Source organism: Vibrio sp. Vb0349, assembly GCF_033338975.1.
Genome location: NZ_JAWOTS010000010.1, coordinates 42,927 through 57,118, shown reverse-complemented (window position 1 = coordinate 57,118; position 14,192 = coordinate 42,927). Strand labels below are relative to the sequence as shown.

Below are 14,192 nucleotides of genomic sequence, written 5' to 3'. Positions count from 1 at the left end.
TCGCCAATAACAAACAATGTAAAGGTATAGACTCTATGGCAAGTGTAGGTATCTTCTTCGGTAGCGACACAGGTAATACTGAAGCCGTTGCAAAGATGATTCAAAAGCAACTAGGTAAACATCTAGTTCACGTTCAAGACATCGCGAAAAGCAGCAAAGAAGACATTGATAACTTCGATCTTCTTCTTCTAGGTATCCCAACTTGGTACTACGGCGAAGCACAATGTGATTGGGATGACTTCTTCCCTGAACTTGAGCAAATCGACTTCTCTACTAAGCTAGTGGCTATCTTTGGCTGTGGCGACCAAGAAGACTACGCAGAATACTTCTGTGACGCGATGGGCACAGTCCGTGATATCGTTGAATCTAAAGGCGGCACAATTCTTGGCCATACCTCGACAGAAGGCTACGAATTTGAAGCGTCTAAAGCACTTGTTGAAGGTGACGAAAGCCAATTCGTAGGTCTATGTATTGATGAAGACCGCCAACCAGAATTGACTGACGAGCGTGTTGAAAGCTGGGTTAAACAGATCTATGAAGAGATGTGTTTAGCTGAGCTAGAAGGCTAATCAAATTGAATGATACAAAGACCTCCACTTGGAGGTCTTTTTGTATGTATTGTCACACAGCATCGGTAAGTACTTCCTCTTCGCGATACTGAGGTTTCTTTCTTACATAAAGCTTGCGTTGAACCTCTGAAACCACATTCCCCTGTTTATCTTTTACATGAGTAATAAACTCAGGAAAACACTTTTCTCCATTCCGTGTCATTTGATAAATGTTTTCCAGCATCCCTTCAGTGATCTCAAATTCTGCAAACAAATCACTTTGCCCCGGCTTAATAAAGTTAATGCTTGCCTCTTTATCCCACACATAATATTCCTCTCGTAGAATCCCCATCAGCATCAACGAGTAAATAGGATCAGTTAAAGAGAAAATACTGCCGCCATATTGGGTGCGATTGGCATTTTTATTCCACCAGCGAAGCTTTAAACGTACCTTTACAGTACGGAAGTCTTGAGAAATATGTAAGATTTTAATACCCGCCCCCCAAAAAGGAGGCCAAATATTGAGTGCGAACTTTACAATTCCTGGTTTGTATATCTTCGCTAGTCGCCTATTCATCGCTATCCCTGCCCTCTCCAAGCTTAATGTTACACAATTGTAACTGGTCAGAGCTGTAATATAATGGACCTGTTTCTAATTTACAAAAAGATTCTATTAACCCTTTGAAGTTCGTGGTTTAATGTTCCGAACGCTTATCCTATAATGGTAGGAAGATTGAATTCTGTTAAATCGCTGCAGATGATCCAACGGGAAAGTATATGTCAGATAATAATCAGGCGCTGAAGGATGCGGGTTTAAAAGTAACCCTTCCGAGGCTAAAAATTCTAGAAGTACTTCAGCAGCCAGACTGCCAGCACATCAGTGCTGAAGATTTGTACAAAAAGTTGATTGATCTAGGTGAAGAAATTGGCCTAGCAACTGTTTACCGAGTTCTAAACCAGTTCGACGATGCTGGTATTGTAACTCGTCACCACTTTGAAGGTGGAAAGTCAGTCTTCGAATTATCGACTCAACATCACCACGACCACCTAGTGTGCCTAGACTGTGGTGAGGTAATTGAATTTTCTGACGATCTTATTGAAGAACGTCAAAAAGAGATTGCAGCTAAGTACAATGTCACACTAACAAACCACAGCTTATACTTGTACGGCAAGTGTAGCGATGGTGGTTGTAAAGACAATCCAGATGCACACAAACCGAAAAAATAAGGGTTTGTTAATTTAAAAAGTAAACGTCAGCACATGCTGGCGTTTTTTGTTTCTAGAAGTCAGTACCTTAGACGTCAGTACTTTGGTTACAGAACAAAAGCTACTAAACACCCATCTTTTTTCTCCACAGTTTTGCACATCTATATAGCACTCTGTGGGATTAGGTATAAAAAATGCCAGCGTTTGCTGGCATTTTTTCATCGTTCTCAGCATTAATTGAGATTATTGATTCTCAATTTTTGCCCAGGTATCACGTAGACCAACCGTGCGGTTGAATACTAGATTATCTGCTGAAGAGTCTTTCGAGTCTGCACAGAAGTAACCCATACGTTCAAACTGGTAACCTTTTTCTGCTTCTGCAGAAGCTAGGCTAGGCTCGACGAAGCCATTGATAACAACTAATGATTCAGGGTTGATAGTAGAAGCAAAATCTTCCGCTGCGCCTGGGTTTGGCACCGTAAATAAACGATCGTACAGACGAATTTCCGCAGGAAGAGCTTTATCAGCTGACACCCAATGAATAACGCCTTTCACTTTACGACCATCTGCTGGGTTTTTACCTAGCGTATCTGCATCATAAGAACAGAAGATCGTTGTGATGTTGCCTTCGGCATCTTTCTCAACGCGCTCAGCTTTGATCACGTAAGCACCACGTAAACGAACTTCTTTACCTAGCACTAAACGCTTGTACTTTTTGTTCGCTTCTTCACGGAAGTCTTCACGCTCAATCCACAATTCACGCGTGAATGGCACTTCACGCACGCCCATTTCAGGTTTATTTGGGTGGTTGGCAACTGTCAAGTTTTCTACTGCGCCTGCTTCAAAGTTTTCGATAACAACTTTAACAGGATCCAGTACAGCCATTGCACGCGGAGCGTTCTCGTTTAGGTCATCACGAATACAAGATTCTAATGAACTAAACTCGATCATATTTTCTTGCTTCGTTACACCAATACGCTTACAAAACTCACGAATAGATGCAGGTGTGAAGCCACGACGACGCAGACCTGAGACAGTCGGCATACGTGGATCATCCCAACCATTAACCAGTTTTTCAGTAACTAGCTGGTTAAGCTTACGCTTAGACATCACTGTGTATTCAAGGTTTAAACGACTGAACTCGTATTGATGTGGACGGCTTTCGATCGTGATGTTGTCTAGAACCCAATCGTACAGACGACGGTTATCCATGAATTCAAGCGTACAAATAGAGTGCGTAATGCCTTCTAATGCATCAGAAATACAGTGCGTAAAGTCGTACATTGGGTAAATGCACCACTTATCACCAGTTTGGTGGTGCGTAGCAAAACGCACACGGTATAAAACTGGATCGCGCATGACCATGAATGAAGAACCCATGTCGATTTTAGCACGAAGACACGCTTTACCTTCTTCAAATTCACCAGCGCGCATTTTTTCAAACAACGCCAAGTTCTCTTCAACAGAACGGTCACGGTATGGACTTGGTTTACCTGGCGCCTTTAGTGTGCCGCGGTATTCACGAATTTGCTCTGGACTTAGCTCATCTACATACGCTAAGCCTTTGTTAATCAATTCAATTGCATATTCGTAAAGCTTATCGAAGTAGTTTGATGAGTAACATACTTCACCACTCCACTCAAAGCCCAACCAGTTTACATCTTTCTTGATAGACTCAACGTATTCGATGTCTTCTTTTTCAGGGTTTGTATCGTCGAAACGCAGATTACATTGACCCTGGTAGTCCTGAGCAATACCGAAGTTCAAACAGATAGACTTAGCATGACCGATATGCAGGTAGCCATTTGGCTCCGGCGGGAATCGAGTATGCACGCTAGTGTGTTTACCATCCGCTAGATCTTTATCAATGATCTGGCGAATAAAGTTTGATGGACGAGCATCAGCTTCACTCATCTATAGCACCTCAAAAATATTAGTATTGTCAGAGAAAACGGAACCCTGTATCCAAGTATGGTTTCACAGAGTACATTGTTCCTAATGATCCACAATTCTAAGCAATTAGACAACAAGAACTCGCTCTAAAACGACAATATTTATCGAGTTGGCGTGAAAGCAAAGCAGATTCAAAGGGCCTAAACGAAAAAAGGCCTCCTGCGGAGGCCTTTTGCGATGTTGTAGTATCAATTGTTTGCAATACCAATAACAAACAATCGCACCACTATTAAACAGTTAAGCTGGTAACTGAACACCACTTAAGTCTTCATCTTTAGATACATTCTTCATCTCACCAGCAACAATCTCTGCTAGTGGACCAAGGATAACTTGTAGGTTGTTTGTACCTAGCTTCACAACTCCCATAGCTCCAAGATCTTTCAGAGTTTTCTCATTGATAACGCTCATATCTTTCACAGAAAGGCGCAAACGAGTAATACAGGCATCGATAGAACTTAGGTTGTCATGACCGCCAAGTGCTTTCAAGTACTGACGAGCAAGCTCAGAAGAATTGCTTGATCCAGCCACGTTAGATGAAGCTTCTTCATCATCTTCACGTCCCGGTGTTTTAAGGCCAAACTTAACAATCACGGTTCGGAACACGAAGTAGTAAACCGCAAAGAAACCAAGACCTTGTACAATGAGCATGTACCAGTTTACCGCTAGCGGGTTACGAGTTGACAATACTAAGTCGACTAAACCAGCAGAGAAACCGAAACCTGCAATCCACTGCATTGATGCCGCGATATAAACTGATAGACCAGTCAGCGCTGCGTGAAGAACGTACAGTCCTGGAGCAAGGAACATGAATGCAAATTCAAGTGGTTCTGTTACACCTGTAAAGAATGAAGCAAACGCAGCCGCAATCATGATAGATGCCACTTTCTCTTTATTCTTTGATTTCGCAGTATGGTACATCGCTAGAGCAGCGCCTGGTAAACCAAACATCATGATTGGGAAGAAGCCCGCTTGGTACATCCCCGTAACACCTACCGTTGCCGTGCCTTCAGCTAATGATTTCGCACCGCCAAGGAAGTTTGGAATGTCATTAATACCAGCAACATCAAACCAGAACACTGAGTTTAGTGCATGGTGCAGACCAACAGGAATTAGAAGACGGTTGAAGAATGCGTAAACACCTGCACCTGCTTCACCCATACCTTGAATGCTTTCGCCAAAACTGACCAGACCGCCGTAAACTGATGGCCAAACGTACATCAGGATGAACGCAATAACGATACCAGCAAAAGACGTTAGGATCGGTACAAGACGCTTGCCAGAGAAAAACGCCAGTGCTTTGTGCAGCTCTACGTGAGAAAAACGGTTGTACAACTCAGCAGAAACAATACCAACCAAGATACCTACGAACTGGTTATTGATTTTACCAAATGCAGCAGGTACTTCACTTGGGTCAATGCCTTGAATTTGTGATACTGCACCAGGGGCCAAAAGCGTTGTGACAACTAAGAAGCCCACGAAACCTGAAAGTGCAGCGGCGCCATCTTTGTCTTTAGACATTCCATAAGCAACACCAACAGCGAACAATACTGACATGTTGTCAATGATCGCTGCACCAGCTTTAATAAGAAATGCAGCAAGTGCACTGTTTGCGCCCCAGCCATTTGGGTCGATCCAGTAGCCAATACCCATGAGTATTGCTGCTGCAGGAAGTGTGGCAACCGGCACCATAAGCGCCTTACCCACCTTCTGGAAGTATCCGAGAATGTTCACCTTAAGTTCCCCCTATAGGATTAGATGTTATGTTGAATGACTTATTTCAGCCGTCCAATTTAGTCATCCTAAGTTTATGATATTAATTTTGCTCCGCAAATTAAAAGCTCACCGTTTGTGATCATAATCACCACAATTTGCCCTTTCGGAAGGTTTTTGCTAGCGAGATCATAAAACTTATTTTATTATACGAAAAAATGGCGTTTTAAAGATAATATTCTCGCACTTTATGCAAGGCAGAATCAGTGTTATTTTGGTATCTAGGCGGGTAAATCACTGTAACTTTGCTCTGAAAAAGAATCATAAAAAACCATACAATTATTACTTTTCAGTTAGTTACTATGACAATAACATCGATAAAACGCGACTTGCTGTATGTGACTCGTTATCTAATTCAGTGATACAAACTAAGTACCCATATGACTGAAGCAGTCTCTACTTAGATAACGATATAGAAATTGAATTCTCATCTATAAGGACTAGCTGACTATGTACGCGCTAAGTAACTGTAAAATTTATACCGGTAGTGATGTTCTTACCGATCATGCGGTCATCATCGAAAATGATCTTATTCAATCTATTGTGCCGGTTTCTGAGCTACCTCAAAGCATCGAAGTAAAAGACCTTGCAGGCGCTAATCTAAGTCCAGGCTTTATCGATCTGCAGTTGAACGGTTGTGGCGGTGTAATGCTAAACGATGCAATTACCCCTGAAACCATGCAAATCATGCACCAGGCAAACCTCAAATCTGGCTGTACTAGCTTCCTGCCAACACTCATTACGTCATCTGATGAAGATATGCGAACTGCAATTGCCGCAGCTCGTGAGTACCACAACAAGTATCAAAATCAATCGCTTGGTTTACACCTCGAAGGTCCTTACCTTAACGTCGCGAAAAAAGGCATCCATAACGTAGATTTTATTCGCCCATCAGACGAAAGCATGATCGACCTTATCTGCGCAAACGCCGATATCGTAGCGAAAGTAACACTAGCACCTGAGCATAACGACCCAGAGCATATTGCGCGATTAAAGGCTGCTGGCATCGTAGTTTCAATTGGCCACACAAATGCAACCTACGCCGAAGCACGTAAAAGCTTTGAAGCAGGCATTACTTTTGCTACACACCTCTTTAATGCAATGACACCAATGGTTGGTCGTGAACCAGGAGTTGTTGGTGCAATTTACGATACTCCTGACGTATATGCTGGCATTATTGCTGATGGTTTTCACGTCGACTACGCAAACATCCGAATTGCTCATAAAATCAAAGGTGAAAAGCTTGTTTTGGTGACGGATGCCACAGCTCCAGCAGGTGCTAACATTGATCACTTTATTTTTGTCGGTAAGAAAGTATATTACCGAGATGGTAAGTGTGTTGATGAAAATGGCACGCTAGGCGGCTCAGCTTTGACAATGATTGAAGCAGTTCAGAATTCAGTTGAGCACGCGGGGATCGCTTTAGACGAAGCTCTACGAATGGCCACGTTATACCCAGCAACAGCAATTGGTGTTGAGGATCGCCTTGGCCGAGTTCGAAAAGGGATGGTTGCAAACCTGACTATTTTCGATCGTGACTTTAAAGTAAAAGCGACGGTTGTTAACGGACAATACGAGCAAAATTAAGCATGAATGGCGGACAGATTGGTAATGTAGATTTAGTAAAACAGCTTAACAGCGCTGCGGTATATAGGCTGATTGATCAGCAAGGTCCTATCTCCCGTATTCAAGTCGCAGATGTGAGCCAGCTCGCACCTGCTAGTGTTACCAAAATAACCCGCCAACTTTTAGAGCGCGGCCTTATTAAGGAGGTCGCCCAGCAAGCTTCAACTGGTGGTCGTCGTGCAATCTCTCTGACCACCGAAGTCAAACCCTTCCACTCTATTGCGGTTCGTTTAGGTCGAGATTACGTACAGTTCAGTTTATACGATTTAGGTGGTACCGCGCTGGCAGAAGATCAGCATGAACTGCACTACACTAACCAAGCAGACTTAATCGCAGGACTTATCGATTTATTAAAAGATTTCGTAAGCCGTTGCGAAGACAAAATTGATCAACTCATCGCTATCGGCATCACTTTACCGGGCCTTGTTAACCCAACAACTGGCGTGGTCGAATACATGCCTAATACCGATATCGATAATCTTGCTCTCGGTGAAATTGTTGGAGAGAAGTTTAATACAGCATGCTTTGTTGGCAACGACGTACGTGGCATGGCGTTGGCTGAGCACTACTTTGGAGCAAGCCAAGACTGCCAGGATTCTATTTTGGTTAGCGTCCACCGCGGTACTGGCGCAGGTATTATCGTTAACGGCCAGGTTTTTCTTGGTTTTAACCGCAACGTCGGTGAAATTGGTCATATCCAAATTGACCCGCTTGGTGAGCAATGCCAATGTGGAAACTTTGGCTGTTTAGAAACCGTAGCTGCAAACCCGGCGATTATTCAACGAGTGAAGCAACTGATTACTCAAGGATACGAATCAAGCTTAACCGACCTTGAAAACATCACAATTGAAGCGGTATGTCAGCACGCAATGAATGGTGATGAACTTGCGAAACAGAGTTTAGTGCGAGTTGGCAACCAGCTAGGTAAAGCGATTGCGATTACGGTTAACTTATTTAATCCACAGAAAATTGTAATTGCTGGCGATATTACTGCAGCACAAGATATTGTTTTCCCTGCAATTCAACGCAACGTAGAGAATCAATCTCTTAAAACTTTCCATAACGACCTCCCTATCGTGGCTTCTCACATTGATAAGCAGCCAACGATGGGCGCATTTGCGATGATTAAACGCGCTATGCTAAACGGAGTTTTGTTACAAAAGTTACTGGAAGACTAAGTTTATACAACCAATTGAGTTACAATCTCGGGCTGTGTTTTCACAGCCCGTTTTTGTATATCAGGAATACAGCTTAACAGTATGGAAATTATTCTAATTACAGCCGCTTTTTTAGCTGGTTTTATTGCGCTTAAATGCAGCCTCCCTCCCCTCGTTGGTTTTCTACTAGCTGGATTTGGCTTGCATGCATTTGGTTACCAAAGCAATGACGTTATCGTCACTCTCGCAGATCTTGGTGTTACTCTTCTTCTGTTTACTATTGGACTCAAACTCGATGTAAAAACCCTGCTGTCCAAAGAAATATGGGGAGGGGCAACCGCCCACAACATACTCTCTACCGCTTTTTTTGCCCTAGCGTTATCCGGCTTAAAACTACTGGGCTTGACTTCGCTAGCCAGTATGGACGGCAGCCAAATCCTGCTTTTAGCTTTTGCACTATCGTTCTCTAGTACCGTTTTTGCCGTAAAAGCATTGCAAGAAAAAGGCGAAATGAACGCGACCTACGGCACACTCGCGATCGGTATCTTGGTTATGCAAGATATTTTTGCCGTAGTATTCCTGACTGCTTCAACCGGAAAAGTCCCAGAATGGTATGCCATCGGTTTGTTCGCACTGCCTTTCCTTCGTCCCCTATTCTATAAGCTGCTCGATAAAGTTGGCCACGGCGAAATGCTGGTGCTATTCGGTATTTTCTTCGCGCTTGTTGTCGGTGCTGGGCTATTCGAGTTGGTCGGGATGAAACCAGACTTGGGCGCGCTAATTTTAGGCATGCTACTCGCAGGTCACCCAAAAGCCTCAGAACTATCCAAGTCATTATTCAATATGAAGGAGCTCTTTTTAGTCTGCTTCTTTTTGAACATTGGCTTATCCGCCTCATTGAGCGTGAATGGCGTCGTTCTCGCCCTGCTATTTATCTTACTGCTACCAATCAAAGGACTCTTGTACTTCGTCACTATTAATCATTTTAAGTTTCGAGTACGTACCTCTTTGCTCGCCTCTTTATCACTATTTAACTACAGTGAGTTTGGTCTTATTGTTGCTGGGTTGGCCTATAAAATGGGCTGGATGCCAAGTGATATGCTTGCTGCGATTGCGGTTGCGGTGTCGGTATCCTTTGTAATTTCCGCGCCACTTAACCGCCTTAGCCATAAAATTTATCAACATTCAGGTAAGTGGCTGCAAGAGACAGCGGTAGAAAAGCTCAATCAACGCGACCAACTCATCAACCCAGGTCATGCCCAAGTATTGATCTTAGGTATGGGGCGTATTGGAACGGGCGCTTATGATGAGCTACGTTCACGCTATGGCAAAATTTCATTGGGTATAGAAATTCGTGAAGACGCTGCACATCATCATCGTTCAGAAGGAAGAAATGTGATTTCTGGTGATGCCACCGACCCGGATTTCTGGGAGCGAATTTTAGATACAGGTCATGTAAAACTGGTTCTGCTTGCAATGCCACATCATCAAGGTAACCAAACAGCACTTGAGCAGCTTAAACGCAGAAAATATAAGGGGCAAATTGCCGCTATCGCCGAATACCCAGATCAATTGGAAGGCTTACTTGAAAATGGCGTTGACGCAGCATTCAATATTTATAGTGAAGCTGGTAGCGGTTTTGCTCGACACGTCTGTAAACAACTTCAACCTAAATTCACACCAATTAAATAAGCAACAGCACTGATATTTTTCGGAAGGCTTTCTATTGATAGAAAGCCTTTTTTGTATAGTTTTTATACCAAACCTTGATCTCATTCACCAAAACAACGGTTGAGTTAAATATTTTCCATACAACAAGGCCTTTTATCATTTTTTTAATCACAAAACGTTGCTTTTTTTATTAGTAATGGCAAATTTAAACCATACCGATTAGAAATTGTTTAGTTTAGTAAGGATGTAGTATGTGTTCAGTATTTGGCATTTTAGACATTAAAAGCGATGCAGCCGCATTGCGCCCTATCGCATTAGAGATGTCGAAAAAACTTCGTCACCGTGGCCCAGACTGGTCTGGGATTTACTCTTCAGAGCGTGCTATTTTAGCGCACGAGCGCTTGGCGATTGTTGGTCTAAATAGTGGTGCACAGCCGCTATACAGCCCTGATAAGAAGCTCATCCTTGCCGTCAATGGTGAAATCTACAACCATAAAGAAATTCGTGCTCGTTACGAAGGAAAGTACGAATTTCAAACCGATTCAGACTGTGAAGTCATTCTTGCACTTTACCAAGATATGGGTGCAGATCTCCTTGAAGAACTAAACGGTATTTTCGCTTTTGTGCTCTACGACGAAGAAAAAGATGAGTATTTAGTCGGCCGTGACCATATTGGTATTATCCCTCTTTATCAAGGTCACGATGAGCATGGTAACTACTATGTGGCATCAGAGATGAAGGCTCTTGTTCCAGTATGTAAAACAGTAAGTGAATTCCCTCCTGGTAGCTACTACAGCTCTAAAGATACTGAGCCAACACGTTACTATGTTCGTGACTGGAACGAGTACGCAGCAGTACAAGGTAACAGCACTAGCAAAGAAGAATTGACGGAAGCGCTAGAAGCGGCTGTTAAACGCCAACTAATGACTGACGTGCCTTACGGTGTACTTCTTTCAGGCGGTCTAGATTCTTCTATTACATCTGCGGTAGCAAAACGCTTTGCAGCGATGCGTATTGAAGATGATGAAAAGTCTGAAGCTTGGTGGCCTCAACTGCACTCTTTTGCTGTTGGCCTAGAAGGCGCGCCTGACCTGAAAGCAGCTCGCGAAGTTGCCGACCAAATTGGTACCGTTCACCACGAAATGACGTACACGATTCAAGAAGGTTTGGACGCGATTCGTGACGTGATTTACCACATTGAAACGTATGACGTGACGACTATCCGCGCATCAACACCTATGTTCTTAATGGGTCGTAAGATCAAAGCGATGGGTATCAAGATGGTATTGTCTGGTGAGGGCGCTGACGAAATCTTTGGTGGCTACCTTTACTTCCACAAAGCGCCAAACGCGAAAGAGTTCCACGAGGAGACAGTGCGTAAACTGCTTGCTCTGAACATGTTCGACTGTGCTCGTGCTAACAAGTCGCTGGCAGCATGGGGAGTTGAAGGACGCGTACCTTTCCTAGATAAAGAGTTCATTGATGTAGCAATGCGCTTGAACCCAGCAGACAAGATGTGTGGCAACGGTAAAATGGAGAAACACATCCTTCGTGAGTGCTTCGAGCACTACCTGCCAGAATCGATCGCATGGCGTCAAAAAGAGCAGTTCTCTGATGGCGTTGGCTACAGCTGGATCGATACGCTGAAAGAAGTAGCAGAACAGAAAGTGACAGACCAGCAGATGGAAACAGCTCAATATCGATTCCCATACAACACGCCAACGACAAAAGAAGGCTACGTGTACCGTGAAATCTTTGAAGAGTTATTCCCACTTCCATCAGCAGCAGAGTGTGTACCAGGAGGCCCTTCAGTAGCGTGTTCTTCAGCGAAGGCGATTGAATGGGATGAATCGTTCCAAAACTGTGTTGACCCATCAGGTCGTGCAGTACAGACCGTTCACAACGACTCATACTAATTCTCTACGATAAAGATAAGGGTCGGTTCGTCCAACCCTTTTAAAACAGACAAAAAATTAGATACGATCAAAAAGAGGTGCTTTTGCACCTCTTTTTATGTTTGATGGAATTAGGCTATTTTAAATCTAAATCACTATTGTCTATGCTGACAGGCACACGCTTGGTGATCATCTGAACTAGCATAATTGAGCGTTTCTCACCATCTTGTTCTTGGAATATGGCATCTATGCCCGCAAATTGACCGCTTTTAACTCTAATTTGATCGCCTGGTTTTGGCATGCATTCAGAAACGGTATTGTCATTACAACACTTTTCTAGCTTCATCAATTCGAAGACCAAATCACCTTGAACTTCTTTCGGTTGAGCACCAAAACGCACAAAGTCAACAACACCTCGAGTAGAGCGGACTGAGGTGAAGTTTGGCCCTTGCTCATAATCAAAGTAAGCGAATACGTAACAAGGAAACAGCGGTTCCTCGACTTTTTGTCTTTTACCGCGCAAAATCTTCTCAACTTCTACAGTTGGATAAAAGCACTCCACACCTTGGTTTTCAAGGTGTTGTTTCGCCCTAACCTGCTCCCCACGTTTACAATAAAGTAGATACCAACGTTTCATCTTTTTACTAGCCAATTCTATTTTGTTTTTATCCTAGCATTAAGCCAAAGTTGAGTCATTGATATTCAGTTTATCTATAAAAGTATGATTATACATCGCTCGCATTAACGACATTTTTTCAGCAACTTACGATAAAGAAGTCCATAGGCAAAAATGGAAATTAAGTTTGTAACACCACCAATACACCATCATATAATCTGCAAATCCAATCAAAAACAGCTACTTAACAAACAAAAATAGTCGAATGGCAAAATTTTATTATTTGTCACTCGTTGAATTGCATTGTATACGTAGAAGTCGTTAAAAAATGTAATAACTATTATTAGAAGAGCTTATGTCAAACCAACATCAATATTTTGGTCATCCACGTGGCCTGTTCTTATTGTTCGGTACAGAACTGTGGGAACGCTTTTCTTACTACGCAATGCGTGCCATTCTCGTGCTTTACCTCACCGATACAACAATGAACGGCGGCCTTGGCTGGTCAACCAAAGACGCATTAGACCTATACGGCATATACACAGGGCTTGTGTATATCACGCCTCTTATCGGTGGTTACCTAGCAGATAACTATTTAGGTCAACGTCGCTCAATTTTGCTTGGTGGCGCGTTAATGGCCATCGGCCAGTTTACTCTTGCACTTCCTGCTGATGCTTTAGGTATTGGTTCGCTACACAGTTTCTATTTAGGTCTTGGCCTACTTATCACTGGTAACGGTCTCTTTAAGCCAAATATCTCAACCATGGTTGGCGACCTTTATCAAGAAGGTGACAACCGTCGTGACGGCGCATTCACTATCTTTTATATGGGTATCAACTTAGGTGCATTACTTGCCGGCGTCGTTTCTGGCTCTGTGACAACCTCTTACGGTTGGAAAGCAGGCTTTGTTGCCGCTGGTGTGGGTATGCTAGTTAGCCTAGTGATGCAAATGGTACTGGCTCAATCATGGCTTGGTGATATTGGTCGCGAACCAGCGGCGAAACGAGATCTAAACAACAAAAACGCCACCACGAAGCAGCCACTCAACAAAGAAGAAGTGAATCGACTAAAAGTAATTCTGGTCATGAGCTTATTCACTATTGTCTTCTGGGCAGGCTTTGAACAAGCTGGTGGTCTGATGAACATCTACACTCAACAATATACTGATCGCATGATTGGTGGTTTCGAAGTTCCTGCTGCGTGGTTCCAATCACTAAACCCATTTTTCATTATTACTCTAGCGCCAGTTCTGGCTGTCCTTTGGGTAAAATTGGGTAAACGTGAACCTACTTCGCCAGTGAAATTTGCGATGGCACTATTTTTCTTGGCGATTGGTTTCCTTTGTATGGTTGGCGCAGTGCTAGAACAAGGTGGAGATACAACAGTAAAAACATCGATGTTATGGTTGGTCGGCGCTTTCTTCTTCCACACATTAGGCGAGCTGTGTTTATCACCAATTGGTCTTTCATTGGTGACTAAATTAGCACCGCTTCGCTTAGCTTCACTTATGATGGGTGCATGGTTTGGCTGTAATGCGATTGCTAACTATGTTGCGGGCTATGTGGGCTCTCACGTAGGCGAGTTAGGCGCTATGGCTATCTTTAGTGGTATTGCGGTCAGCGCAACCGTAAGTGGCGTAATTTTGCTCCTATTCTCTAATACACTCGTTCGCTGGATGCATGGCGCTGAAAATACGCACAGCACGGCAGAGCAAGTAGAAGAGCAGCAAGTACAAGTTGCTTGATCGCTC

Annotated in this window: 11 protein-coding genes; 7 read left to right on the top strand and 4 right to left on the bottom strand. The window is 43.3% G+C overall.

The window, feature by feature from the left end; translation table 11 throughout:
- The first annotated feature begins 35 nt into the window (after positions 1-35).
- Positions 36-569, top strand: a complete 534-nt coding sequence (fldA, locus tag R7Q47_RS13090; protein ID WP_005382146.1) for a flavodoxin FldA — start codon at positions 36-38, stop codon at positions 567-569.
- A gap of 52 nt (positions 570-621) precedes the next feature.
- Here fldA and R7Q47_RS13085 read toward each other — a convergent pair whose 3' ends face one another.
- Positions 622-1,125 (bottom strand): DUF4442 domain-containing protein, encoded by a 504-nt coding sequence (locus R7Q47_RS13085; RefSeq protein ID WP_318089117.1) that lies wholly within the window; start codon positions 1,123-1,125, stop codon positions 622-624.
- 200 nt (positions 1,126-1,325) lie between these two features.
- Here R7Q47_RS13085 and fcrX point away from each other — a divergent pair, with 200 nt between their 5' ends.
- Positions 1,326-1,775, top strand: a complete 450-nt coding sequence (gene fcrX, locus R7Q47_RS13080; RefSeq protein WP_005382141.1) for a ferric iron uptake transcriptional regulator FcrX — start codon at positions 1,326-1,328, stop codon at positions 1,773-1,775.
- 222 nt (positions 1,776-1,997) lie between these two features.
- Here the strand turns inward: fcrX and glnS are convergent, their stop codons facing one another.
- Together glnS and nagE are read right to left on the bottom strand one after the other, a co-directional pair.
- The gene (gene glnS, locus R7Q47_RS13075; RefSeq protein WP_005382124.1) at positions 1,998-3,668 is read right to left on the bottom strand and encodes a glutamine--tRNA ligase; all 1,671 of its coding nucleotides are present in this window, start codon (positions 3,666-3,668) and stop codon (positions 1,998-2,000) included.
- A gap of 276 nt (positions 3,669-3,944) precedes the next feature.
- A complete protein-coding gene (nagE, locus tag R7Q47_RS13070; RefSeq protein WP_005384985.1) occupies positions 3,945-5,438 on the bottom strand; it encodes an N-acetylglucosamine-specific PTS transporter subunit IIBC in 1,494 nt (497 codons plus the stop codon).
- A gap of 489 nt (positions 5,439-5,927) precedes the next feature.
- Between nagE and nagA the strand changes: the two genes are divergently transcribed.
- The 4 genes from nagA (at position 5,928) to asnB (ending at position 11,847) form a co-directional block, all read left to right on the top strand.
- On the top strand, positions 5,928-7,064 hold the full coding sequence (nagA, locus tag R7Q47_RS13065) for an N-acetylglucosamine-6-phosphate deacetylase (RefSeq protein ID WP_005384983.1): 1,137 nt from the start codon (positions 5,928-5,930) through the stop codon (positions 7,062-7,064).
- Positions 7,065-7,066: 2 nt separating this feature from the next.
- Positions 7,067-8,281 carry a DNA-binding transcriptional regulator NagC gene (gene nagC, locus R7Q47_RS13060; RefSeq protein WP_005382105.1) on the top strand — a complete coding sequence of 405 codons (1,215 nt, stop codon included), beginning with the start codon at positions 7,067-7,069 and terminating at the stop codon, positions 8,279-8,281.
- Positions 8,282-8,362: 81 nt separating this feature from the next.
- Entirely contained in the window at positions 8,363-9,952 is a 1,590-nt protein-coding gene (locus R7Q47_RS13055; RefSeq protein WP_005384981.1) for a cation:proton antiporter family protein, read from the top strand.
- Positions 9,953-10,182: 230 nt separating this feature from the next.
- Positions 10,183-11,847 carry an asparagine synthase B gene (gene asnB / locus R7Q47_RS13050; protein WP_005384979.1) on the top strand — a complete coding sequence of 555 codons (1,665 nt, stop codon included), beginning with the start codon at positions 10,183-10,185 and terminating at the stop codon, positions 11,845-11,847.
- A 115-nt stretch (positions 11,848-11,962) separates the two neighbouring features.
- Here the strand turns inward: asnB and rfaH are convergent, their stop codons facing one another.
- The gene (rfaH, locus tag R7Q47_RS13045) at positions 11,963-12,463 is read right to left on the bottom strand and encodes a transcription/translation regulatory transformer protein RfaH (protein WP_213870012.1); all 501 of its coding nucleotides are present in this window, start codon (positions 12,461-12,463) and stop codon (positions 11,963-11,965) included.
- A gap of 334 nt (positions 12,464-12,797) precedes the next feature.
- Here rfaH and R7Q47_RS13040 point away from each other — a divergent pair, with 334 nt between their 5' ends.
- The gene (locus tag R7Q47_RS13040) at positions 12,798-14,186 is read left to right on the top strand and encodes a peptide MFS transporter (protein WP_213874636.1); all 1,389 of its coding nucleotides are present in this window, start codon (positions 12,798-12,800) and stop codon (positions 14,184-14,186) included.
- Positions 14,187-14,192: the final 6 nt, after the last annotated feature.

What these genes read in the sequence shown, in the direction of transcription:
- fldA (WP_005382146.1), top strand. Translation starts at nt 36, where the DNA reads ATGGCAAGTGTAGGTATCTTCTTCGGTAGCGACACAGGTAATACTGAA.
- R7Q47_RS13085 (WP_318089117.1), bottom strand. Translation starts at nt 1,125, where the DNA reads ATGAATAGGCGACTAGCGAAGATATACAAACCAGGAATTGTAAAGTTC.
- fcrX (WP_005382141.1), top strand. Translation starts at nt 1,326, where the DNA reads ATGTCAGATAATAATCAGGCGCTGAAGGATGCGGGTTTAAAAGTAACC.
- glnS (WP_005382124.1), bottom strand. Translation starts at nt 3,668, where the DNA reads ATGAGTGAAGCTGATGCTCGTCCATCAAACTTTATTCGCCAGATCATT.
- nagA (WP_005384983.1), top strand. Translation starts at nt 5,928, where the DNA reads ATGTACGCGCTAAGTAACTGTAAAATTTATACCGGTAGTGATGTTCTT.
- nagC (WP_005382105.1), top strand. Translation starts at nt 7,067, where the DNA reads ATGAATGGCGGACAGATTGGTAATGTAGATTTAGTAAAACAGCTTAAC.
- R7Q47_RS13055 (WP_005384981.1), top strand. Translation starts at nt 8,363, where the DNA reads ATGGAAATTATTCTAATTACAGCCGCTTTTTTAGCTGGTTTTATTGCG.
- asnB (WP_005384979.1), top strand. Translation starts at nt 10,183, where the DNA reads ATGTGTTCAGTATTTGGCATTTTAGACATTAAAAGCGATGCAGCCGCA.
- rfaH (WP_213870012.1), bottom strand. Translation starts at nt 12,463, where the DNA reads ATGAAACGTTGGTATCTACTTTATTGTAAACGTGGGGAGCAGGTTAGG.
- R7Q47_RS13040 (WP_213874636.1), top strand. Translation starts at nt 12,798, where the DNA reads ATGTCAAACCAACATCAATATTTTGGTCATCCACGTGGCCTGTTCTTA.